This is a genomic window from Bradyrhizobium sp. MI1.10, from assembly GCF_055811035.1.
In genome coordinates this window covers 23524-45346 of the sequence record NZ_JBVVPN010000012.1, presented here as the reverse complement: position 1 = coordinate 45346, position 21823 = coordinate 23524, and the positions used below count along the sequence as shown (strand labels likewise).

Annotated in this window: 23 protein-coding genes; 7 read left to right on the top strand and 16 right to left on the bottom strand. The window is 64.3% G+C overall.

Annotated features, from left to right (window positions below; all coding sequences use genetic code 11):
• Positions 1–4 precede the first annotated feature (4 nt).
• From AC0L3K_RS14560 to AC0L3K_RS14550, 3 genes are all read right to left on the bottom strand, one after another.
• Complete coding sequence (locus AC0L3K_RS14560) at positions 5–955, bottom strand: oxygenase MpaB family protein (protein WP_473366245.1); 951 nt, start codon at positions 953–955, stop codon at positions 5–7.
• Between the two features lie 94 nt (positions 956–1049).
• Entirely contained in the window at positions 1050–2195 is a 1146-nt protein-coding gene (locus AC0L3K_RS14555) for a patatin-like phospholipase family protein (RefSeq protein ID WP_219682750.1), read from the bottom strand.
• Between the two features lie 69 nt (positions 2196–2264).
• A complete protein-coding gene (locus tag AC0L3K_RS14550; protein WP_354163356.1) occupies positions 2265–3080 on the bottom strand; it encodes a 3-hydroxybutyrate dehydrogenase in 816 nt (271 codons plus the stop codon).
• A gap of 177 nt (positions 3081–3257) precedes the next feature.
• On the opposite strand from AC0L3K_RS14550, the gene AC0L3K_RS14545 reads away from it, so the two are divergent.
• Positions 3258–4145 carry a LysR family transcriptional regulator gene (locus tag AC0L3K_RS14545; protein ID WP_007594001.1) on the top strand — a complete coding sequence of 296 codons (888 nt, stop codon included), beginning with the start codon at positions 3258–3260 and terminating at the stop codon, positions 4143–4145.
• Positions 4146–4169: 24 nt separating this feature from the next.
• On the opposite strand, the gene AC0L3K_RS14540 is transcribed toward AC0L3K_RS14545, so the two are convergent.
• Positions 4170–4886 (bottom strand): peroxiredoxin-like family protein, encoded by a 717-nt coding sequence (locus AC0L3K_RS14540; protein ID WP_354127769.1) that lies wholly within the window; start codon positions 4884–4886, stop codon positions 4170–4172.
• An 80-nt stretch (positions 4887–4966) separates the two neighbouring features.
• Positions 4967–5251 carry a hypothetical protein gene (locus tag AC0L3K_RS14535; RefSeq protein ID WP_007594003.1) on the bottom strand — a complete coding sequence of 95 codons (285 nt, stop codon included), beginning with the start codon at positions 5249–5251 and terminating at the stop codon, positions 4967–4969.
• A 242-nt stretch (positions 5252–5493) separates the two neighbouring features.
• On the opposite strand from AC0L3K_RS14535, the gene AC0L3K_RS14530 reads away from it, so the two are divergent.
• Positions 5494–5976, top strand: a complete 483-nt coding sequence (locus tag AC0L3K_RS14530) for a cupin domain-containing protein (RefSeq protein ID WP_473255065.1) — start codon at positions 5494–5496, stop codon at positions 5974–5976.
• Positions 5977–6076: 100 nt separating this feature from the next.
• The gene (locus AC0L3K_RS14525; protein ID WP_473255064.1) at positions 6077–7279 is read left to right on the top strand and encodes an MFS transporter; all 1203 of its coding nucleotides are present in this window, start codon (positions 6077–6079) and stop codon (positions 7277–7279) included.
• On the opposite strand, the gene ccoS is transcribed toward AC0L3K_RS14525, so the two are convergent.
• The 10 genes from ccoS to AC0L3K_RS14475 form a co-directional block, all read right to left on the bottom strand.
• Positions 7276–7443 carry a cbb3-type cytochrome oxidase assembly protein CcoS gene (gene ccoS / locus AC0L3K_RS14520; RefSeq protein ID WP_007594007.1) on the bottom strand — a complete coding sequence of 56 codons (168 nt, stop codon included), beginning with the start codon at positions 7441–7443 and terminating at the stop codon, positions 7276–7278. The genes AC0L3K_RS14525 and ccoS overlap by 4 nt on opposite strands.
• Entirely contained in the window at positions 7443–9635 is a 2193-nt protein-coding gene (locus AC0L3K_RS14515) for a cation-translocating P-type ATPase (RefSeq protein WP_473366244.1), read from the bottom strand. Before AC0L3K_RS14515 ends, ccoS begins: the two co-directional genes overlap by 1 nt.
• An 11-nt stretch (positions 9636–9646) precedes the next feature.
• The gene (locus AC0L3K_RS14510) at positions 9647–10132 is read right to left on the bottom strand and encodes a FixH family protein (protein ID WP_219682755.1); all 486 of its coding nucleotides are present in this window, start codon (positions 10130–10132) and stop codon (positions 9647–9649) included.
• A gap of 15 nt (positions 10133–10147) precedes the next feature.
• Positions 10148–11614, bottom strand: coding sequence for a cytochrome c oxidase accessory protein CcoG (gene ccoG / locus AC0L3K_RS14505; protein ID WP_007594014.1), 1467 nt, complete (start codon positions 11612–11614; stop codon positions 10148–10150).
• A 111-nt stretch (positions 11615–11725) separates the two neighbouring features.
• Entirely contained in the window at positions 11726–12601 is an 876-nt protein-coding gene (gene ccoP, locus AC0L3K_RS14500; RefSeq protein ID WP_473255061.1) for a cytochrome-c oxidase, cbb3-type subunit III, read from the bottom strand.
• Between the two features lie 6 nt (positions 12602–12607).
• The gene (locus tag AC0L3K_RS14495; RefSeq protein ID WP_007594016.1) at positions 12608–12772 is read right to left on the bottom strand and encodes a CcoQ/FixQ family Cbb3-type cytochrome c oxidase assembly chaperone; all 165 of its coding nucleotides are present in this window, start codon (positions 12770–12772) and stop codon (positions 12608–12610) included.
• Positions 12773–12784: 12 nt separating this feature from the next.
• On the bottom strand, positions 12785–13519 hold the full coding sequence (gene ccoO / locus AC0L3K_RS14490) for a cytochrome-c oxidase, cbb3-type subunit II (RefSeq protein WP_007594017.1): 735 nt from the start codon (positions 13517–13519) through the stop codon (positions 12785–12787).
• A 10-nt stretch (positions 13520–13529) separates the two neighbouring features.
• Positions 13530–15179, bottom strand: a complete 1650-nt coding sequence (gene ccoN / locus AC0L3K_RS14485; RefSeq protein WP_007594018.1) for a cytochrome-c oxidase, cbb3-type subunit I — start codon at positions 15177–15179, stop codon at positions 13530–13532.
• A 344-nt stretch (positions 15180–15523) separates the two neighbouring features.
• Positions 15524–15949 (bottom strand): CBS domain-containing protein, encoded by a 426-nt coding sequence (locus AC0L3K_RS14480; RefSeq protein ID WP_007594019.1) that lies wholly within the window; start codon positions 15947–15949, stop codon positions 15524–15526.
• 38 nt (positions 15950–15987) lie between these two features.
• Entirely contained in the window at positions 15988–16821 is an 834-nt protein-coding gene (locus AC0L3K_RS14475; RefSeq protein WP_473255060.1) for a universal stress protein, read from the bottom strand.
• Positions 16822–17026: 205 nt separating this feature from the next.
• Here AC0L3K_RS14475 and fixL point away from each other — a divergent pair, with 205 nt between their 5' ends.
• The 4 genes from fixL to AC0L3K_RS14455 all read left to right on the top strand — a co-directional run bounded on the left by fixL (position 17027) and on the right by AC0L3K_RS14455 (position 20451).
• Positions 17027–18544, top strand: coding sequence for a sensor protein FixL (gene fixL / locus AC0L3K_RS14470; RefSeq protein WP_007594022.1), 1518 nt, complete (start codon positions 17027–17029; stop codon positions 18542–18544).
• 3 nt (positions 18545–18547) lie between these two features.
• Positions 18548–19165 (top strand): response regulator FixJ, encoded by a 618-nt coding sequence (gene fixJ, locus AC0L3K_RS14465; protein ID WP_007594024.1) that lies wholly within the window; start codon positions 18548–18550, stop codon positions 19163–19165.
• Positions 19166–19223: 58 nt separating this feature from the next.
• Positions 19224–19646: a response regulator gene (locus AC0L3K_RS14460; protein WP_035993149.1), complete on the top strand. Its 423-nt coding sequence runs from the start codon at positions 19224–19226 to the stop codon at positions 19644–19646.
• Between the two features lie 103 nt (positions 19647–19749).
• Positions 19750–20451, top strand: coding sequence for a helix-turn-helix domain-containing protein (locus AC0L3K_RS14455; RefSeq protein WP_473255059.1), 702 nt, complete (start codon positions 19750–19752; stop codon positions 20449–20451).
• 39 nt (positions 20452–20490) lie between these two features.
• Here AC0L3K_RS14455 and AC0L3K_RS14450 read toward each other — a convergent pair whose 3' ends face one another.
• Entirely contained in the window at positions 20491–21804 is a 1314-nt protein-coding gene (locus AC0L3K_RS14450; protein ID WP_219682760.1) for an MFS transporter, read from the bottom strand.
• Positions 21805–21823: the final 19 nt, after the last annotated feature.

The window sequence follows — 21823 nt, the reverse complement described above, 5'->3', positions numbered from 1 at the left end:
GACTTCACCCCTTCCGGCGCTGATCCATCTGCGACCGTCCGATCCAGGCACGGTTAAGGCACCGCGTCATCCAGTCCGGCTGCAGCTCGCCGCGCAGCCTCGCCTGCGCTTCCTGGTAGGGACCGACATAGCGCAAGCGATCCGGCAACTTCGGGTAGACGCGTCGGATCCATTGCAGCGCGTTGTCGGCTGACCTCTTCTCGCGCTCATCAAGCTCGAACCCAAATCCCACACCCAGGCGTTCCGGCAGCAGGCTTGCCGTGAGCGCGCGATACCAGCGCGGCGGACGCAACCACGGGCGCGCGCCACCAAAGATTTGCGCGGCGATCTCGCGCGCCGCCGGACTGACAGTCAGCGTATCCGAGTGCGTCATTGCCGCGGTGTAGGCCGCAAAGCCTGACCAGTCCGCGGGCAGATCGTGTGCCGTCAACCCGAACAGGGCACCGAACAACCGACTCTCGGCCCAGTAGCGTTCGCGTTCCTCCGCCGAAAGCGGCGGCAAAACCAGATCATGCGACATCAGCGCGGTCTCGACCAGCGTGGCATGAACCCAGCGCAGCGACGGGATGTCGTTGGCACAGTAGCGCGAGCCTGCCGCGAACGGACCGACGGTCTCCGGCATCTCGCCGACGATCATGCTGTGGCGCCGGTGCAGTTGCCGCGACGACAACAGCGCGCGGTCGAGCGAGCCGAACACCATGGCAAAGACGATGTCGAAGGTGCGATGAAATCGTCCGATCGGATCGGCCAAGGTCCGCGAGTGCTCGGCGATGGCGGCGGCGACCCAGGGATGCGCCAGCTGCAGCAACAGCGCACGACCGGCGCCGAGAAAGATCACGGCCTCGCGGTCGATCTGCCAGGTCATCGTGTCAGGGCCGAACACACCAGCAACCGGTCCCGCCATATCAGCACGAACCTGATCGAGGGCAGATTCCAGATCTCTCTCAGCGACCAATTGCAAGGCCTCGCGACGAAGACAGCGGGCGACAATAACCCGGACGGCCTTCCCGTGAAATCGTCACTGCGAGAAACAATGACGGACCAAGCCCTCACTCCGCCGCAATCGGCATGACGTCCACATGTTCGTGCAGCACCACGCCCGCAAGCGGGTCGAACTCGCCAACCCAGGGCCTTCGCTCCAGCACGGACTTTGTGTGCGAATAGCCGGCATCCCAGCGCCGCATGATGCCGGACGGACTGAAGTCGATATCCTTGGTGTGGTTCTCGCGATCGAGCTGCGGCGCAAGCAGGCGCACGACATGCATGCGTGTCGGGCAACCATAGCTCGCCAATTCACGAACCGCCGGATCGCTGCGCTCGCTCTCGGGCAGTCGCGCGGCGAGCTGGTTGATGACATGGCGCAGGCGATGGGCTTGCTGCTGGCGCGTGATCTGGCTCGCGATCCGGCTGGAATACTGCACGTCCTTGTGCCGGTTCAAGACCTCCGCCATCGTGGTTGGCTCGGCGCCGACAGGATTCCACAAATGCACGGCGAAGATCAGCGAATTTTTACGCGGATTATCATCAAAGACCGCCTCGGTCGGCGTGTTCGACAAAATACCGCCGTCCCAATAGAGCTCGCCATCGATCCGCACGGCCGGAAACGCCGGCGGCAGCGCGCCTGACGCCATGACATGCTTCACCGTCAGCTCACCGTCGCGGCTGTCGAAATAGCGCATCTGGCTGCTGCGGACGTGAGCGGCGCCGACCGTCAACCGTGGCGCACAGCGATTGATCCGGCCGAAATCGACGAGCTCGAGCAGCGTCCGCTCCAGCGGGGCCGTCGAATAGAAGCCGGCGTGATCGGCTCCCAGGGGATAGGAATCGCCCGCATGCGCCAATGGATTCGGACGGAAGAAGCCGGGAATGCCGTGGGTCACGGTCGACCAATAGGCGAGCTTTTCGTTGAAGTCGGGAAACGCGGTGCGCAGATTCCAGACCGGATTCTGCTCCATTCGTTTCCAGAACTCCTTCAGGCGCTGCAGCCGCTGGTCGGGCGCGTTGCCCGCAATGAGGCAGGCATTGATGGCGCCGATCGAGGTGCCGATGATCCAGTCCGGCTCGATGCCGGCCTCGTGCAGCGCCTGGTACACCCCGGCCTGATAGGACCCGAGCGCACCGCCGCCCTGAAGCACCAGCACCACCTGGCCGGGCAGATCCTTCGACACGCTGGTATCGCGCTTTACGCCGTTCATATCCTGCTCCCTGAGAGCCCGTATCCTTGCCATGTTCGTTCCTCGCGATGTTTTGTTACGCGCTCGCCTTCAATGCGCGGTCCAGCCTCCGTCGACGGGCAACGCAATCCCGGTGATCGTGGCCGCCGCGTCGGTCGACAGGAATACGCTGAGCGCACCGAGCTCCTCGACGGTCGAGAAGCGCTTGTTCGGCTGTTGCGCCAGCAGCACGTCGCGGATCACCTGGTCGCGCGAGATCCCGTGCGCCTTGGCCTGTCCGTCGATCTGCGCCTCGACCAGCGGCGTATAGACATACCCGGGACAGATCGCGTTGCAGGTGATGCCCTCTTCTGCCGTCTCCAGCGCAGTCACCTTGGTGAGCCCGACGATGCCGTGCTTGGCCGCGACATAGGCCGCCTTGAACGGTGAGCCGACCAGGCCGTGCGCGGAGGCGATGTTGATGATCCGCCCGAACCCGTTCTGTCGCATTGCGGGCAGCGCGAGCCGCGTGGTGTGGAAGGCCGACGACAGATTGATCGCGAGGATCTGGTCCCATTTCTCGACCGGAAACTGCTCCAGCGGCGCAACGTGCTGGATGCCGGCATTGTTGATCAGGATATCCAGCCGGCCGGCCTGCGCGACCGTCGCCGCGATCATCTCGGCGATCGAATTCGGCCTGGTCATGTCGGCCGGCGAAAAACTTGCCTTGACGCCGAACTCGGCCGCGATCTGCTCGCGCGTCCGATCGAGCTCGGCCGCCACACCAAGGCCGTTCAGCACGATGTCGGCGCCGGCCGCGGCAAGTGCCCGCGCGATACCGAGGCCAATGCCACTGGTTGAGCCCGTGACCAGGGCAACCTTGCCGGCGAGCGCCCGGGCGGCGGACGTCTGCGGCTTGACGGACATATTCACTAGCAAATCCTCCGACATGACGACTGGTGTTAAGCCGACTGTGAAGCATCGCCCGGTTAGACGGAAATGCCCGTTGGCTTCCGAAACCATGCCCGTGCGCTATTGCGGCCGGGATGTCATTCTCCGCCCCGATCGGCTAGCCTCCGCCCAGTCTTCCTGGAGAGCCGATCCATGGAAATGCACCAGGTCCGCTATTTCCTCGCGGTGGCGCAGCTCTTGAACTTCACGCGTGCCGCCGAGGACTGCAACGTGACGCAGCCTTCGCTGACGCGCGCGATCAAGCAGCTCGAGGCCGAACTCGGCGGCGATCTGTTTCGCCGCGAACGGCCTGCGGCACAATTGACCGAGCTCGGCCAGCGCATGCATCCGCTGCTGAAGCAGTGTTTTGATGCGGCCACCGGCGCACGCTCGCTGGCCTCCTCTTTCCGCAGCGGCGAGATCGGCGCGCTTCGCGTCGCGCTGACGCATTCGATCGATCTTTCGCTCCTCATCCCGCATCTCAACCAGATCAAACGGCAGTTCAACCGGCTCGAATTCCGCTTCCTGCGCGGCTCGAGTCGTGAAGTGGCCGACTTGCTGAAGAAGGGCGAGGCCGAGCTCGGGATTGCCGCCGACATCGACGAGGCCTGGGAGCGGCTCGATGTCTGGCCGCTGTTCACCGAGAGCTTCGAGCTCGTGGTCAGCGACGGACACCGGCTCGCAGGCCGCAGCAGCATCGAACTGGACGATTTGCGCGCGGAGCAGCTGCTGAGCCGGACGTTTTGCGAGCATTCCGCCCGTATCTCGGCGAGCCTGCGCGAGCACGGCATCGCGGTCGAACAGGGTCACGAAATCTCGAACGAGCGCGACCTGATCGAGCTGGTCGAGGCCGACATCGGCATCGCCATGGTGCCGCACACCTCGCCCGTTCCGGAGACGCTGACGCGCGCTGCGGTCGCCGGGCTGGACGCCCGTCGCACCGTCAGCCTCTACGGGGTGGCCGGCCGGCAGCGTACGGCGGTGGCCAACGCCGTGATGCGCATGCTGCGCGGTGCGGATTGGCGGGAGATTGCGGGTTAGCGGCGACGCTCGCTGCCGACCCTTTTAGGCTTCCCTGCTCGCGCCTTCCAACGCCTCAAGCAGATCATCGATCTCCATCCGCTTGCGGAAGTCCGGATCGACGAAGCGGGCTTTCACGAGACCGTCGCGACCAACGACAAACACGGCCGGGATCGGCAGCATCCAGCCATCATTGCCGTGGAATTTCGCCATGTCCTGGTAGGACAACAGGCTCTGGATCTCGGCACCTAGCCAGATCGCGAGATTGAGCGACAGCGCATAGCCGTTGTCGAGGTCGGTCAGGATCGGAAATGGCGCATCAGCTTCCGCTTTGAGCTGCTGGGTATATTCCTGCGTCTCCGGCATGACCGCGACGATTCGCGCACCCATGGACTCGATGCGATCAAGCGCCTGGACCACCGCGCGAACATTCAGCCGGCAATAGGGGCACCAATGGCCGCGGAAGAACATCACGGCGACCGGGCCGCTCTCCAGCAGCGAGGACAGCGCGACGAGACGCCCGCTTTCGTCCGGCAACATGAACGGCGGCATCGCCTCGCCCGGACGCGGCGCGGTGTCGCCGCCGCCGTTTCCATTCAACCTGGTCACCAGATGATCGACTGCCTCGCCATAGGCCGGGAACACGTCGCGGCTGGCGTCGGCATAGGCGCGGAGCTGCTCGTTCAGCGTGCCATCCATGTCACGGCAGCGCTGGAAGGCGAGTTTGAGCCGCTCGGCATCGGCCGGCGAGAGAGAGGTCATCTTGCGCTCCAGCGTTCAGGGGACGAATATTAGGTGCCCGATCCGGCCGCCCGCAAGGGGCGGCCGTCATGCGCACGCGATCAGTTCACGTAGAAATTGCCGGTCGGGTCCAGCCGCCCCGAGGTGGAATACAGCGATCCGTTGTCCATGAAGAAGACGGTGTTGTCAGGGACCTTCTTGGCGCTCTTCATCATGGCCTCGTGGTTCTTCTCCGCCGGGGCCATGGCCATCGCCGACATCTTGCCGGGACCGCCATACATGTAGGCCATGCCGGCCTTGAAGTCCCATGTGGCCTCCGAGAAGGCCGATGTGGCGATGACCGCGAACGCAGCCGTGGCAATCAAGGTCTTGGACAATGTCGTCATGAGATGCTCCTCCGGATTGACGTGAACGCCCGCCAATCGGGCGCCCTGCCATCGAACGCCAATCGCTGGGAAAGCGGAAATGCCGATCCCCAATCGGTTCGATAGCGAGCGCGTATCGGGCCCGATAGCGCCGGTCTATCGCAGCGAGAGCGAAAGAGCATTTCAGAACGAGCACTCTTTCGACGAAAGTCCGGACATAGCCGGCGACCATTGCGGTTGCGGCCAACACAGGAGACGTCCCGATGTTCAAGCATCACACCTTGTCGCGCGCGGTCTGGCCCGGCCTTGCCATCCTCGGCGTATTGACACTCTCTGCGCAGCCAGTCTCCGCCGGCGAATGCCCGGCCGACAAGATCAAGCCGAACGCGCAGCAGATGGTCGACTACAAGCCGGTCGGCGTCACCGACGTCACGCTCGGCGCCATCGACCTCGGCAAGCAGCCGGCACACATCGAGGGTCGCGAGCTGCGCTTCCGCAAGCTGACCATCGAGCCCGGCGGCATCGTGCCCTGGCACAGCCATGACGACCGCCCTGCCCTGATCTTCGTGCAGCAAGGCGAGATCGTCGAACACGCGTCCAACTGCGTCGATCCGATCGTGCACAAGGCCGGCGACATCCGCCCCGAGGTGTCCGGCACCTCGCACTGGTGGAAGAACCTCGGCAAGGAAACGGTCATCGTCTATGTCGGCGACGTCCGCAAGGACCCGCACGACCACAACATGTAACGGGTGCGCGACCCCAGCGCACGCGTGGCGGAATGTGGCGCCCGGGATCCCCATGCTGCCCCGCATGCGGGCGCCACATTCATCACAAGGAAGGCCTGCCATGACCGATCTTTCCGCGCCGATCAAACCGACCGCGATGACGATGGACGCGCATTCACCAGGTCTCGCGCTTCGCTCCCTCGTGATCGGCCTCACTGCCTTCCTCACCGTCGTCGACCTGTTCGCGACACAGGCAATCCTGCCTTCGCTGACACGTCACTACGGTGTCACACCAGCGGCGATGAGCTTGGCGGTCAACGCCAGCACGTTCGGCATGGCCGTCGCAGGCCTCGTCGTCGGCTTTCTCAGCCCGCACATCGACAGGCGGATCGGCATCCTGCTCAGCCTGACCCTGCTCGCGATTCCGACGAGCCTGCTGGCGACTGCGCCCAATCTTGCCGTCTTCACCGGCCTGCGGGTCGCGCAGGGCCTCTGCATGGCATCCGCCTTCGCATTGACATTGGCTCATCTCGGCGAGCAATGCAGCGCAATGGATTCCGGCGGCGCCTTTGCCGCCTACATCACGGGAAACGTCGCCAGCAATTTCGTTGGCCGGCTGGTCTCGGCCGCGATCGCCGATAGCCTTGGCCTGGCATGGAATTTCTATTTCTTCGCAGTCCTCAATCTCGCTGGCGCGGCACTGGTCTATTTCACCATTGCGCGCGTACAGCCGACGCGTGCAACGACGTCGACAGCATCGGCGTTTGCCGCGACGATCGCGCAGTGGCAGGACCCAGGGCTCCGTGCAGCCTACGGCATCGGCTTCTGCATCCTGTTCGCATTCATCGGCACCTTCACATTCGTCAATTTCGTTCTGGTTCGCTCACCGCTGTCGCTGGGCATGATGGACCTCGGCTTCGTTTACTTCGTCTTCCTGCCTTCGGTGGTCACGACGTTGCTGGCCGGCAAAGTGGCGTCGCGCCTCGGAACGCGTCCGACGATCTGGGGCTCGCTCGCGACCGCCGGGATCGGCTTGCCGCTGATGCTGGCCCCACACCTGGGCGCGGTCCTCGCCGGGATGGTTCTGGTCGGAATCGGCACCTTTTCCGCGCAAGCGGCTGCGACAGGATTCGTCGGACAGGCTGCGGCTGAAAACCGCGGCATCGCCAGCGGCACCTATCTCGCCTGCTATTTCTGCGGCGGGCTCATCGGCACCGCCGTCCTCGGCCGGCTGTTCGACGCGTATGGCTGGCATGCCTGCGTGGCCGGGGTGGGCCTGGCGCTCGCGGTCGCGGCCCTGCTGACGCTCGCCTTGAAGCGCTAGCGCTTGGCCGGCGCTTCCTGCGGCGGCTCGTCGTCGGCGATGGCGCGCCAGGCGGCGCCGTCGAGATCGTCGTACTGGCCGCTCCGGAGCGACCAGAGGAAGGCGGCGAGACCGGCGAGACCGAGCATCAGCGCCAGCGGCACCAGGATGACCAGGATTTCCATCACGCGATCTCCCGCGAGGCGCCGCGCGCGCGCAGCGAATTCACCATCACCAGGATCGACGATCCGCTCATGGCGGCAGCCGCGATCAGGGGCGTCACGACGCCGCTGATCGCCACCGGCACCGCGAGGACATTGTAGCCGATCGCAAGCCAGAGATTTTGCCGCATCAAGTGCAGCGCCTTGCGCGAAGCGTCGATGGCGGCGACGACCGGGGCCAGCGGCCGGCCGAGGAAGACGAGATCGGCGGTCGCCTGGCTCAAATGCGCGGCCGAGATCGGCGACATCGAGACGTGCGCTGCCGCCAGCGAGGGCGCATCGTTCATGCCGTCGCCGACCATCAGGACCTTCATGCCCCTCTGCTTCAAGACCTCGATCCGCGCGATCTTGTCGGCTGGGGTCACCCCGGCGCGCCATTCCGAGATGCCCAGCGCGTGGGCCGCCGCGATCACCGCCGGTTCACGGTCGCCGGAGAGAATCTCGATGCCGATATTGCGCGCCTTCAGCGCTGCGATCACAGCCTGCGCATCGGGACGGAGGCCCTGGCGCACAGAGAGGATGAATTTATCGCCGCCCTTGCTGAAAGCCACGACGGAGGCTTCGGGATCGAGATTTGTCACGACGGACACCAGCGTCTCGGCGCCGCAGAAGGACGGACGGCCAAGGCGAATCTCGATGCCATCGACCACAGCGCGCACGCCCTGGCCGGCTTCCTCTACCGCGCTGACGATCGGCGATCTGGCGTCGGAGGCCTGCGCGACGGCGGCGGCGACCGGATGATGGCTCGACAGCGCGAGCCGTCCGGCAAGCTCGAAGACATCAGCGGGGATATCGGCGGCGTTCATCACGTCGAGATCGGGCAGCGTCAACGTCCCGGTCTTGTCGAAGATGACGTGATCGGCTTCTGCGAGACGCTCGATGGCATCGCCCGAATTGAGCAGTACGCCCGATCTGAACATTGCGCCCGAGGCGATCGTCTGCACCGTCGGAATGGCGAGCCCGAGCGCGCAGGGACAGGTGATGATCAGCACCGCGACGCCGGTCACGATCGCATCATGCCAGCCGGCGCCCGCGATGACCCAGCCGAGGATGGTGACGAGCGCGGTGGCATGCACCACGGGCGCATAGAGTCGCGAGGCGCGGTCTGCGAGCCGCATGTAGCGCGAGCGCGCCTGCAGCGCGTTGTCGAGCAGCCGCGTGATCTCGGCGAGCAGCGTCGCCTCGGAGGCCGCCGAGACCCGCACCCGCAAGCTGCCCGAGATGTTCATCGATCCCGCATAGACCGGCGTGCCCTGGCCTGCCGTGACGTAGAGCGTCTCGCCGGTGATCAGGCTCTGGTCGATTTCGGAACGGCCCTCGATCACGGTGCCGTCGACCGCGCAGCGCTCGCCGGGTCGCAGCAGCACGATGTCGCCGGGATAGATCGCGGCCACCGGCACTTGAGATATCTCGCCAGGCCCGACGAACTTGGCCGCGGTCTCCGCCTTGAGCGCGGCGAGATTGCCCGCGACCGCGCGGGTCCGCCGCCGCACGTTCTGGTCGAGGAAGCGGCCGACCAGGAGGAAAGTGAGCAGCATGATCGCCGCGTCGAAATAGGCATGCTCGGCGTGATGGATGGTTTCGACCACGGACATGCCGAGCGCCAGCGTCACGCCGATCGAGATCGGGACGTCCATATTGGTGGTCTTGGCCGACAGCGCGCGCCAGGCCGAGCGGAAGAACGGCTGGCCGGCATAGGCCGCCGCCGGCAGTGCGATCAGCGCCGATAGCCAGTGGAAGAAATCGCGCTGCTCCGGCAGCATGTCCGAGACGTTGCCGGACCACACCGGGATCGATAGCATCATCACGTTCATGGTGGCGAACGCGGCGACGCCGAGGCAACGCAGCAGGAAGCGCGATTCGGCGACCTCGGTCGCCTCCGCGCTCTCGGTCTCGTAAGGATAGGCCTTGTAGCCGAGCTCTTCGAGGCGATCGATGAAGCGTGCCGGATCGAGCGTGCCCGCCTTCCATTCCAGCGCAACGCGCCGGTCGGTGAGGTTCACGCGCGCCAGCGTGACGTCGGGAATCGCGGACAGCCCGCGCTCGATCTTGGCCATGCATCCGGCGCAGTGAACGCCCTCGACCGCGAGATCGATGTGCTGGACGCCCTCGCCCGCAGTCCGGACGTAATGCGAAAAGTCGCGCGAGACGTGCATGGCAAAATCCTTCAGTTCAGGATCACGCGGTTGCGCGACATGAACACGCGCGCTCCCCGCGTCTCGCCCTCGATCACCAGGTCCCACTGGCCCGGTGCGACCGATGCGGCATTGCCGCGATAGAGCCCGATGCCGGCCTCCGAGAGCTCGATTGCGAGATCGGCGCGCTTGTCGGTCGGCCGCTCCAGGCGGCCGCCGAATTTCAGTCCGGCGATCGGCTGGCCGCTCGCGTCGCGCGCCTCGACCTGAAGCACGGCGCCACCATCGGCGCGGCGCTCGACATGGGCATTGACCTTCCATTTGCGCGCGGCCTGGTCCTGCGCCGCCGAAATTTCGCGATCATAGGTCAGGCCCGCGGCATAGGGACTGTCGACGTCCGTGCCTGGCAGCGTCGCGATCGCGAGCTTCATCATGGTCACGTTGACGCCGATCACGACGCCGAAGAAGGCGACCAGCATCAGAAACACCTTGGTTCCGGTCAGCGGCTTGGTTGCCATGGCGAACTCCTGATCCTAGGGCGCGACGAAATTGTCGGTGGCGCTGGCGACTTCGCCGAGACCGATATCGGTGACGTGAAAGCGAACCGGGATCGACTTTTCCGGATTGCCCTCGACCGGCGCGGTCACGAGCACCCGCAGCTCGCTGGTGGAGTCGCGCGGAACCACGATCATCGGCCGGTCCTGCGTCACGGAATCGATCCCGATGACATGGATCGTCGCATTAACCGGACCGCTCGCGTCGATCGCAATGACGCGGTCGTAGCCGCTCTTGTTGAGCAACCGCACCGTGTAGGCGTTGCGGACCGAGCCGTCGCTGAGCCTGACCGCGACCGGGTTGCGGTCGTGCAGCACGTTGACGTCGAGGAGGCTGCGGGTCGCCAGCGTATAGATCATGATGCCACCGACCGCCGCGATGATCGCGCTGTAGGCGACGGTGCGAGCCCGGACAATGCGGTAGACCGGCGCCTTGCCTTCCTGGCGGCGCTGGATGTTGACGTCGTTGTCGTAGCCGATCAGCCGCTTCGGCCGGCCGATCTTGGTCATCACGTTGTCGCAGGCGTCGATGCAGAGCCCGCACTGGATGCATTCGAGCTGCGGTCCATTACGGATGTCGATGCCGGTAGGACACACGGCGACGCATTGATAACAGTCGACGCAGTCGCCGACTTGCTCGCCGAGCGCGCGCAGCTCGGCCGCCTTCTTGACCGACGTACGCTTCTCGCCGCGATCGTAACGATAGGTCACGTTGAGCGCCCATTCGTCGGTGAGCGCGGCCTGGATCCGCGGCCACGGGCACATATAGGTGCAGACCTGCTCGCGCATGAAGCCGGCGAGCACGTAGGTCGTCGCGGTCAGGATGCCGATCCAGATATAGGCGATCATCGGCGCCTGGAAGGTGACGAGTTCCCTGACCAGCGTCGGTGCGTCGTTGAAATAGAGCACCCATGCGCCGCCGGTCCACCACCCGATCAAGAGCCAAATCGAATGCTTGAGCACGATCTCGGAGATGCGCTCCAGCTTCATCGGGTCGGACGATTTGTCCTTCTTCATCCGCTCGCGCCGGTCGCCCTCGATCAGACGCTCGACCGCATAGAACAGGTCCGTCCACACGGTCTGCGGACAGAGATAGCCGCACCAGATGCGGCCGCCGACCGAGTTCATCAGGAATAGCGCCACCGCGGCGACGATCAGCAGGCCGGTGAAGTAGTAGACCTCCTGCGGCCACAGCTCGATGAAGAAGAAATAGAAGCGGCTGTTGGGAAGATCGATCAGCACCGCTTGGCTCGGAGCACCGAGGCCGCGGTTCCAGCGCACGAACGGCAGGAAGTAGTAGACGCCGAGGCAGAACGCCATCAGGCCCCATTTGATCCGGCGGAAGGTGCCGGAGATGCTCTGGGGATAGACTTTCTTCTGGGCCACATAGAGCGGCCCGTTGTCATCGTCTAATGGGAGCTCTTTTGGGTTCACGGTCCTGTTCATCGCCTGCAGCTTTTCGGGAGGTGCGATAAAACCTAGACCCGACGCCGCCGCGTCAGTTGATCCAGCGCAAGCGGGAGCGTTTTTTGTTCGCCCCCGCTTGTTCCCAATTGGCTATTTTCCGCCGCCCAGCGAGTGGACGTAAACTGCCATCGCCTTGATGGTGGCGGGATCGAGCCGCCCTTCCCAGGCCGGCATCACGCCCGCGCGGCCCTGGCTGATGGTCTCGATCAGCGTCGCCTCGTCCGAACCATAGAGCCAGATCTTGTCGGTCAAATTGGGGGCGCCCATCTCCGGGTTGCCCTTGCCGCCGTCGCCATGGCAGGCGACGCAATTCTCCGCGAAGATCTTCTCGCCCTTGGCCGCGTCATAGCCCTTGCGGGTCGGAAGGCCCGACAGTGCCCGGACATAGTTGGCGGCCGTGACGATCTCCTCCGGCTTCAGCACGCCGTCCTTGCCGAATGCGAGCATCTGGCCTTCATGCGTCTTGGCGTGGCCGGAACGTGCGCCGAACTGGATGGTCTGCATGATCTGGTCGAGCGTGCCGCCCCACAGCCAGTCGTCGTCGTTCAGGTTCGGATAGCCCTTGGCACCCGCGCCGCCTGAGCCGTGACACGGCGCGCAATTGTCGCCGAACACGGTCTTGCCCTTGGCGCGGGCGAGCGCTAGCAGCGCCGGGTCCTTCTCGATCTCGACGAGCGAGGCCGCGCCCAAGGCAACCATCTTGGCTCCGCGGATCTTCTCGAGGTTGGCGAGCTCGACCGCGACGTCGGCGCGCGTCGAGTAGCCGAACAGGCCCGTGGTATTGCTCGAGATCAGCGGCCAGGCCGGATACACGATCCAGTAGCCGACCGCCCAGACGATGGTGAGGTAGAAGGTGATTACCCACCAGCGCGGCAGCGGCGTGTTGAGCTCCTTGATGCCGTCCCACTCATGTCCGGTCGTGGACCTGCCGGAGACGGGATCGATGTCGCTATGATGATCGGTCATGATCTCTTACTCCTCCCGCAACGGCAGGTGTGCCGCTTCGTCGAAAGCTGCCTTGTTACGGGGCCAGAATGCGTAGGCGATGATCGCGACAAAGATCGCGACGAACACCGGCGTCCAGATCGTGGTCACGAGACCGGACGCGAGATTGTCGAGGGTCAGGATGGCTTTCATCGTTGTGCCTTCTCAGCGAAGATTGGCTTTCTCGTTGTAGATCTTGAAGTCGACCAGCGTGCCGAGCATCTGGAGATAGGCGATCAGCGCGTCCATCTCGGTCGGCGTGCCGGCCTTGCCGTCGAAGTTGCGCACCACGGCCTTTGCGTAGCGCTTGGTGAAAGCGTCGGAGCCGGCATTGTCAGGATCGGCCTGGGCCTTCATGTCGGCGCCCGCATTGGCGATCTGGTCGTCGGTGTAGGGCGTGCCGACGGTCCGCAGCGTGCGCATGTGGTCGGCGATCGTGTCCGGATCGACCTCGGTCTGGCTCAGGAACGGATAGCCGGGCATCACCGACTGCGGCACGATTGCGCGCGGGTTGGTCAGGTGGGTGACGTGCCAGTCGTCGGAATATTTGGCGCCGACGCGGGCAAGATCGGGACCGGTGCGCTTCGAGCCCCACTGGAACGGATGGTCGTACATGCTCTCGGCGGCCAGCGAGAAATGGCCGTAGCGCTCGACCTCGTCGCGCAAGGGCCGGATCATCTGCGAATGGCAGAGATAGCAGCCTTCGCGGATGTAGACGTTGCGCCCGGCGAGCTCCAGCGGCGTATACGGCCTGATCCCGTCGACCGCCTCGATCGTGCTCTTGAGGTAGAACAGCGGGGTGATCTCGACGAGACCGCCGATCGCGATCACCAGCAGGATGCCGACGATCAGGATGATCGAGTTCTTTTCGAAGATTTGGTGGCGTGTCCAGAACGACATGGAAAACTCCTCATTCCGCCGGCTGAAGAGCGACGGGCATCTGGACTTCCTGTTCGCCGACGCGAACGGTCATCCAGAGATTGTAGGCCATGATCAACGCGCCGATCAGGAACAGCCCGCCGCCGGCAGCGCGGATGATGTAGAAGGGATGCATCGCTTCGACGGTCTCGATGAAGGAATATTCGAGGAAGCCGAGCGAGGTGTAGGCGCGCCACATCAGGCCCTGGAGGATGCCGGACACCCACATCGCCGAGATGTAGAGGACGATGCCAAGCGTCGCGATCCAGAAGTGCCAGTTGACGAGCTTAAGGCTGTAGAGGCCCTTGCGATTCCAGATCCAGGGCACCAGGCAGTAGAGCGCGCCGAAGGAGACGAAACCGACCCAGCCGAGCGCGCCGGAATGCACGTGGCCGATGGTCCAGTCGGTGTAGTGGCTGAGCGAGTTGACCACCTTGATCGACATCATCGGGCCTTCGAAGGTCGACATGCCGTAGAAGGCGACGGAGACCACGAGCATGCGCAGCACGGGATCGGTGCGCAGCTTGTCCCAGGCGCCCGACAGCGTCATCAGGCCGTTGATCATGCCGCCCCAGGACGGCATCCACAGCATGATGGAGAAGGTCATGCCGAGCGTCTGGGTCCAGTCCGGCAACGCCGTGTAATGCAGATGGTGCGGGCCGGCCCAGATGTAGAGGAAGATCAGCGCCCAGAAGTGGATGATCGAGAGGCGGTACGAATAGATCGGCCGCTCGGCCCGCTTGGGGATGAAGTAGTACATGATGGCGAGGAAGCCGGCGGTCAGGAAGAAGCCGACCGCGTTGTGGCCGTACCACCACTGGAACATGGCGTCCTGGATGCCGCCCCAGGCGATGTAGGATTTCGAGCCGAACACCGAAACTGGCAGAGCCGGGTTGTTACCGAGATGCAAGACCGCAATCGTCACGATGAAAGCGAGATAGAACCAGTTCGCGACGAAGATGTGCGGTTCCTTGCGCTTGATGATCGTGGCAAGGAAGACCAGCAGATAGGTGACCCAGACGATGGTCAGCCACAGATCGGCGTACCATTCCGGCTCGGCATATTCCTTCGACTGGGTGACGCCGAGCAGATAGCCGGTGCCGGCGATCAGGATGAAGAAATTGTAGCCGACGACGACGAACCATGGCGCGAGATCGCCTGCAAGCCGAACGCGGCAGCTCTTCTGGACGACGTAGAAGGAGGTCGCGATCAGGACGTTGCCGCCGAAGGCAAAGATCACTGCGGACGTGTGCAGCGGACGCAGGCGGCCGAAGCTGGTCCAGGGCAGATCGAAGTTCAGCGCCGGCCACGCCAGTTGCGAGGCGATGATGAGGCCGACGAGAAAGCCGGCAATGCCCCAGAACATCGCCATGACGGAGGAGAACTTGATGGGGCCCATGTTGTAATTGGGCCGGCCGCTGATCTCTGCAGGCGGCAACGCCGCCGGTCGATCGAGATAACGGTTGATGATGCAGAAGACCGCCGCGAGGCTCGCCGCCGCGCTCAGCGCGGCATGGAAGGCGAAGGGCGCATCGAGCGCCTTGGCCGAGGCAATCACGCAGAGGAAGGCGGTGACCGCGAACACGACAGCCAGGCCGCTTTCACCTGACGTCATGGACTTGGAGATGGAGGGCTGGCTCATGCGGATTCTCTCTGAAAGAACACAGGGCCAGAAACCACATTCGCCCTCGCGGGGAATTGATTGAAATCAAGCTATGTGGATTTCTGTTAATGTGAGGCGGTTGTTAAAGTGCCCTATCCCCTTGTGGGAGAGGGCAGCGAGGACCATGCCGCGCACTCACTTGGGTGAGGGGTTGGTCCCGCACGAAGACTCTTTCGGTGGAGAAAACCCCTCATCCGGCGCCATAGCCGAAGCTTCGCTTCGGCGTTCTTAAGAACGGCGGCCGAAGGCCGCCTATGCCACCTTCTCCCACAAGGGGAGAAGGGAAGAAAAAGACTCTCCCGTAATTATGGAGCCGACAATTCTCACTCCCGCGCCGTCGCCTTGAGTGCCGTGATGACGTCCTCGCGCGCGACGATACCGACCAGCTTCTGCGCGCCGTCGAGCACGATGATGCTCCTGATGCGGTGCTCGACCATGATCTGGAGCACGCGCGTCAGCCGCGTGTCGGGGCTGACATAGATAAAGTCGGGCGTCATGACGTCGCCGATTTTGCGGCTCATCAGGTCGTGGTAGCGCGGCAGCATCTGGCTCGGCGTGAAGGCGAAGCACTTCAGGATGTCGAACTTGGTGACGATGCCGACGACCTGCCCGTCGTCCTCGACGGGATAGGAATTGAAATCATCGCGTTCGAACATCTCGCTGAGCGCGAGCAGGTCGAGGTCGCGCCTCACCGTCCTGACGTCGTGCGTCATGTAGCCGTCGACGGTCTGTTCAAGGAATCTGTACACGGCGCGTCCTCTTTGATTCGTCTTGCATCGCTCCCGCGTCAGTGCGACAGCAGCACGCAGCGGGCAGATTGAGTGACCAGATATTGGGTGACGCCGCCGAGGATCAGTTCGCGGAAGCGCGAATGACCGTAGGCACCGGCGACAATCAGACTGGCGCCGACATCGCCGGCAATTTTCTCCAGTTGCCCGGCGACGGTTTCGTTCCGGGCCGCTTCGGAAACGCGCGCGATCGCGGTCACGCCGTGGCGGGCAAGCCACGCCGTCACGTCGGTTACGCCAGCGACCGCGGCAGGGCGGTCGTCGTCGCCTTCGGGAATTGCGAGGACGGTGACCTCCCTGGCCTTGCGTAGTATCGGCAGCGCATCGGCGAGCGCCCGCCGCGCTTCCGGCGTATCCTTCCACGCGACCAGGACGCTGCGCAGATCGAGCCAGTTGACCCCGTCAGGCACGACCAGGATCGGCCGGCCGGCCTGCATCACCAGATCCTTGGGGCTCGCGAGCGCGAAGGCGTCGGAGAAGGCCGGGCTCTGGCCGCCGGTGACGACGATGTCGGCGCAACGCGCCTGAGTGAACGTAAAGCGCGCCGGGAAATCCATGGCGCTGCGCCATTCCACATGTCCGCCGCGATTCCGGATCGCGGCGCGGAATTGCGCCTCGAGCTCGCCCAGGCGTCGCTTGACCGAGGCTTCCCCCTCATCGATCAGTGCCTGCGCTGCAGTGCCATCGCTGAAATAGAGCGGCGGGGCGAATTGCGCCGAAGCAACGCCGATGATCGACGCCTCAAATCGTTCGGCAAGCTCGCCCGCGACCTGAAGCCGCGCCTCGTTGGGCTGATCGAGCGCCAGGCTGACCATCACGGTCGCGTATGTCATCGAGATTCTCCGAAGCAATGGGCTTTGATCCGATCGTAAGCCGGCCGCTGCCTGGCAGGATGAGATAGATCAAAACCTTGGATCACCGCGCCGGCCTGAAATCTGCCAATGGTATAAGACATCGGAACTTGCCTCTGGCCCCTCCTTGGGTACATTGCCGACGGTAACGCTGTGCGGTTCCCCGCATCAGAATGGGAGTGATCGTTTGGCGCCGACCCGTGTGATTCATCCGCAAGATGACGGCCGGGGCGAACATTTCCGCGTTCGAATCGAAGGATTTGGCGTCGGGACCTGGGATCTCGATCTCACGACACTGGAATTGGAGTGGTCGGAGACGGCCAGAAGCCTATTCGGAATCGAATCTGGCCAATCGGTGAGTTACGCGCTGTTCCTGTCCCGGCTGGAGCCGAACGACCGCGAGCGGATCGAGATCGCGATCCGGCGCGTCTCCGAACGGGGCGGCAGCTTCGACGTGTCGTTCAGGGTCGCGGGGGCGTCGGGCAGAGCGCAGTGGATTCGCGCCCGCGCGGGGCTGATTCGAGACGACGCCGGCGCCGCTCGACATCTCAGCGGCATCTTTCTTGACGTCGATGAGGAGAAGCAGGTCGAGGAAACCCTGCGCACCCGCGAGAGTCACCTCCGCTCGATCCTCCAGACGATTCCCGATGCCATGATCGTCATCGACGGCCATGGCATCATCCAGCTCTTCAGCACGGCGGCGGAGCGCCTGTTCGGCTGGGTCGAGTCGGAGGCGATCGGGCAGAACGTCCGCATCCTGATGCCGGAGCCCGACAGCTCACGTCACGACGGCTACATCGCGCGCTACCGGACCACCAGCGACCCACACATCATCGGCATCGGTCGCATCGTGACCGGCAAGCGCCGCGACGGCACGACCTTTCCGATGCACCTGTCGATCGGCGAGATGCAGTCGGGCGGCGAGCCCTATTTTACCGGCTTCGTCCGCGATCTGACCGAGCATCAGAAAACCCAGACGCGGCTCCAGGAATTGCAATCCGAGCTCGTCCATGTCTCGCGATTGAGCGCGATGGGCGAAATGGCGTCCGCGCTCGCCCACGAGCTGAACCAGCCGCTGGCAGCGATCAGCAACTACATGAAGGGGTCGCGGCGGTTGCTCGCCGGAAGCCAGGATCCGAATGCGCCGAAGATCGAGAGCGCGCTGGACCGCGCCGCCGAACAGGCGCTGCGCGCCGGCCAGATCATCCGGCGCTTGCGCGACTTCGTCTCCCGCGGCGAATCGGAGAAACGGGTCGAGAGTCTGTCCAGACTGATCGAAGAGGCCGGCGCCCTCGGGCTGGCAGGCGCGCGCGAGCAGGATGTGCAGCTCCGTTTCGGCCTCAATCCAAATGCCGATCTCGTGCTCGCCGACCGGGTGCAAATCCAGCAGGTGCTGGTCAACCTGTTCCGCAACGCGCTGGAAGCGATGGCGCAGTCGCCACGGCGCGAGCTCGTCGTCACCAACACCCGCGCCGCCGACGACATGATCGAGATCGAGGTCTCCGACACCGGCTCCGGCTTCCAGGACGACGTCATGCCAAACCTGTTTCAGACTTTTTTCACAACCAAGGACACCGGTATGGGCGTGGGACTGTCCATCAGCCGCTCGATCATCGAGGCTCACGGCGGCCGGATGTGGGCCGAGAGCAACGCATCGGGTGGGGCGACATTCCGCTTCACGTTGCCGGCAGCCGACGAGAACTGATCCATGACGACCAAGGGAATCATCTACGTCATTGACGACGACGAGGCGATGCGGGATTCGCTGAATTTCCTGCTGGATTCAGCTGGCTTCGGCGTCACACTGTTCGACAACGCGCAGAGTTTTCTCGACGCCCTGCCCGGCCTCGCCTTCGGCTGCGTCGTCTCCGACGTGCGGATGCCCGGTATCGACGGGATCGAGCTTCTCAAGCGGCTGAAGGCGCAGCGCAGCCGGTTTCCAATCCTGATCATGACCGGCCATGGCGACGTGCCGCTCGCGGTCGAGGCGATGAAACTCGGTGCCATGGATTTCCTGGAAAAGCCGTTCGAAGATGACCGCCTCGTCGCCATGATCGAATCCGCGATCCGCGAGGGCGAGCCGGCGGCCAGGAACGAGGCCGTGGCCCAGGACCTCGCCGCTCGCGTCGCTTCCCTAAGCCCCAGGGAGCGCCAGGTCATGGAGGGGCTGATCGCGGGCCTCTCCAACAAGCTGATCGCCCGCGAGTACGACATCAGCCCGCGCACCATCGAGGTCTACCGGGCCAACGTGATGACCAAGATGCAGGCCAACAGCCTGTCGGAGCTGGTCCGGCTGGCGATGCGCGCCGGAATGCTCAACGATTGAAGTCACCAGGATTGAGGCAAGTCAAAACCGGTCGCTCGCCCTGTGCTACCAGATCGGAATGATTGCGATCAGCTCCCATCCTGAGCGGCTCCCGATGTCGTCACCCGCGAAACCAACCGTCTATGTGGTGGACGACGACGCTGCCGTGCTGGGCTCCCTGCGCTTCCTGTTGGAAACCGACGGCTTTGCCGTGCGGACCTTCAGGAACGCCACGGCGCTGCTCAATGCGGCGAGCCCGTCCGGTGCAGACTGTTACGTGATCGACTACAAGATGCCCGATATCAACGGTATCGAGCTGGCCGGGCGGCTGCGCCTTTCCGAAGGCGGTACCCCGGTGATCCTGATCACCGGCTATCCCGACCCGAATATCTCGGCCCGGGCGGCGGCCGCAGGCGTGAACGAGGTAATTCTGAAGCCGCTTCTGGACGAAAACCTGGTCAAACGCATTCGCCACGCCATCCAGAACCGGGTCCATAGCTGACCTACGGGATTCTACGTAAGGCACCCCCCTTAAGATATCTCGCGAAATTTTCGAGGCACCCGATACCGCGTACCAAAGCGTCATCACAACGGAGATGGCGCAGATGCTGACCCAGACGATCAACACCCAGGCGATCAAGACCCAGATCAACGGCAGCAAGATCGCCCCGGGCCATCCCGTCTCCGACCAGTTCGGTGCGATTGCCGGCCATGTCGGTCTCGTTGCCACCGAGTTCTCCTACCGCAAGGAAGAGGAGATCTATGGCGAGGACGAGCCGGCCGAGTATGTCTATCAGGTCGTCACCGGCGCCGTGCGCAGCTACAAGCTTCTCTCCGATGGCCGCCGCCAGATCGGCTCCTTCCACCTTCCCGGCGACGTATTCGGCCTCGAATCCGGCACCACCCACCGCCTTGCTGCTGAAGCTATCATCGACACCACGGTGCGCCTCGTGAAGCGCGCGAGCCTCGAGAAGGCCGCAGCCACCGACGTCCAGGTCGCCCGCAAGCTCTGGGCCATGACCGCCGGTGAGCTTCGCCACGCCGAAGACCACATGCTGCTGCTGGGCCGCAAGACCGCGATGGAGCGCGTCGCAACCTTCCTGCTCGAAATGGACCGCCGCCTCGCGGTTGCCGGCATGATGGCGCTGCCGATGTGCCGCCGCGACATCGGCGACTATCTCGGTCTCACGCTCGAGACCGTCTCGCGCGCGCTGTCACTGCTTCACGCCCAAGGCATTCTCGGCTTCTCCGGCGCCCGCCAGATCGTGTTGCGCAACCGCGCACGCCTGCACAATCTCGACGCCTGATCTCCTCTCTCCCACCCGCTCATGGCCGGCTGAATTGGTTCAGCCGGCCATTTCTTTTGCTGCGATCATGCCCTTGCGCCGCGTCTCCGGCATCACAAGCAGAATAAGCAGAAGTCCCGTCGCCGCGACGCCGGACAATCCGGTGAACGCCATGGCATTGCCGAATTTATCGCTGACATAGCCGCCAAGCGCGGTGCTCATCGACGCGCCGATGCCCATCGCCGTGCCGACGATGCCCTGCGCGAGGTTGAAATGGCCGCTGCCGAAGGCGACGTCGGCCACGATCAACGGGATCATCACCGCGAACACCGCCGCGGTGAGGCCGTCGAACACCTGCACCAGCACCAGCAGATACGGATCGCGCACGGTCGCGAACAAGAGACCGCGAATCGTCAGCGCCGCGAATCCGATCAGCAGCAGCGGCCTGCGGCCCCATGCTTGCGCCTTGCGCCCTACGCTCGGCGACAGCAGCGCCACGATCGCCTGCGGCACGACGATGCAAAACGCGACGAGCACCGTCGCCCACTCGCTCGATCGCGCCGTCACCGCGCTTGCCATCAGCGGCATCATCGAGGCGTTCGCGAGCTGCAACAAGAGCACGCTGAGCGCGAAGACAATGAGCGGCCGCTGCCGGATCAAGTGCCAGATATTGGTGTCGCCGCGATCCTCCGCCTCGCGCGGCATCTCGCCGTGACAGCGTGCGATGTCGACCTCGTGCTCGCGGATGCGAGAGAGGGCGATCAAGGTGGGGATTGCGAGCAGGAAGGTGACCAGGAACACCGAGCGGCTCGACAGCAGATAGCCGGCCGTTCCCATCACCGCGGCCGCAACACCGTTGCCAAGCGAGGCAAAGCGCGCGTTGCGGCCAAGACGCTCGCCGATCGCGAGCGGGCCGACCAGACCGAGACTGATTGCCGCGATCGCCGGTCCGAGCACGCAGCTCGCGGCGGCGTGCAAGGTGGCCGCAGCCACCACCACGGGGAAGATCGGCATCGCCGCATAGGCGAGCGCGCAGCAGCCGATGGTGGCGATGGCGAGGCCTGCGACCAGTCGCTCGGATTTCGCGGCATCGATGATGGCGCCGCCCGGCATCTGGCCGATCAAGGCAACGATGCCGCCGATCGACAGCACGAGGCCGATCTCGACCTGGGTCCATTTCTGGGTCGTCAGATAAACCGCGATGAACGGCCCGAATCCGGTCTGCACGTCGGCGAGGAAGAAGATGAACCAGTCGAGGCCGCGCAGACTCTGGCGCGACGGCGCCGGAATGCCGGCAGGCGACGGCGTGGAAACGTTGTCCTGCTCAACGCGGCCCTCGCGATCCGCATGATTCGGCTTCCTCGACAACAGCACCGGCGGCCATCCCTCCCCG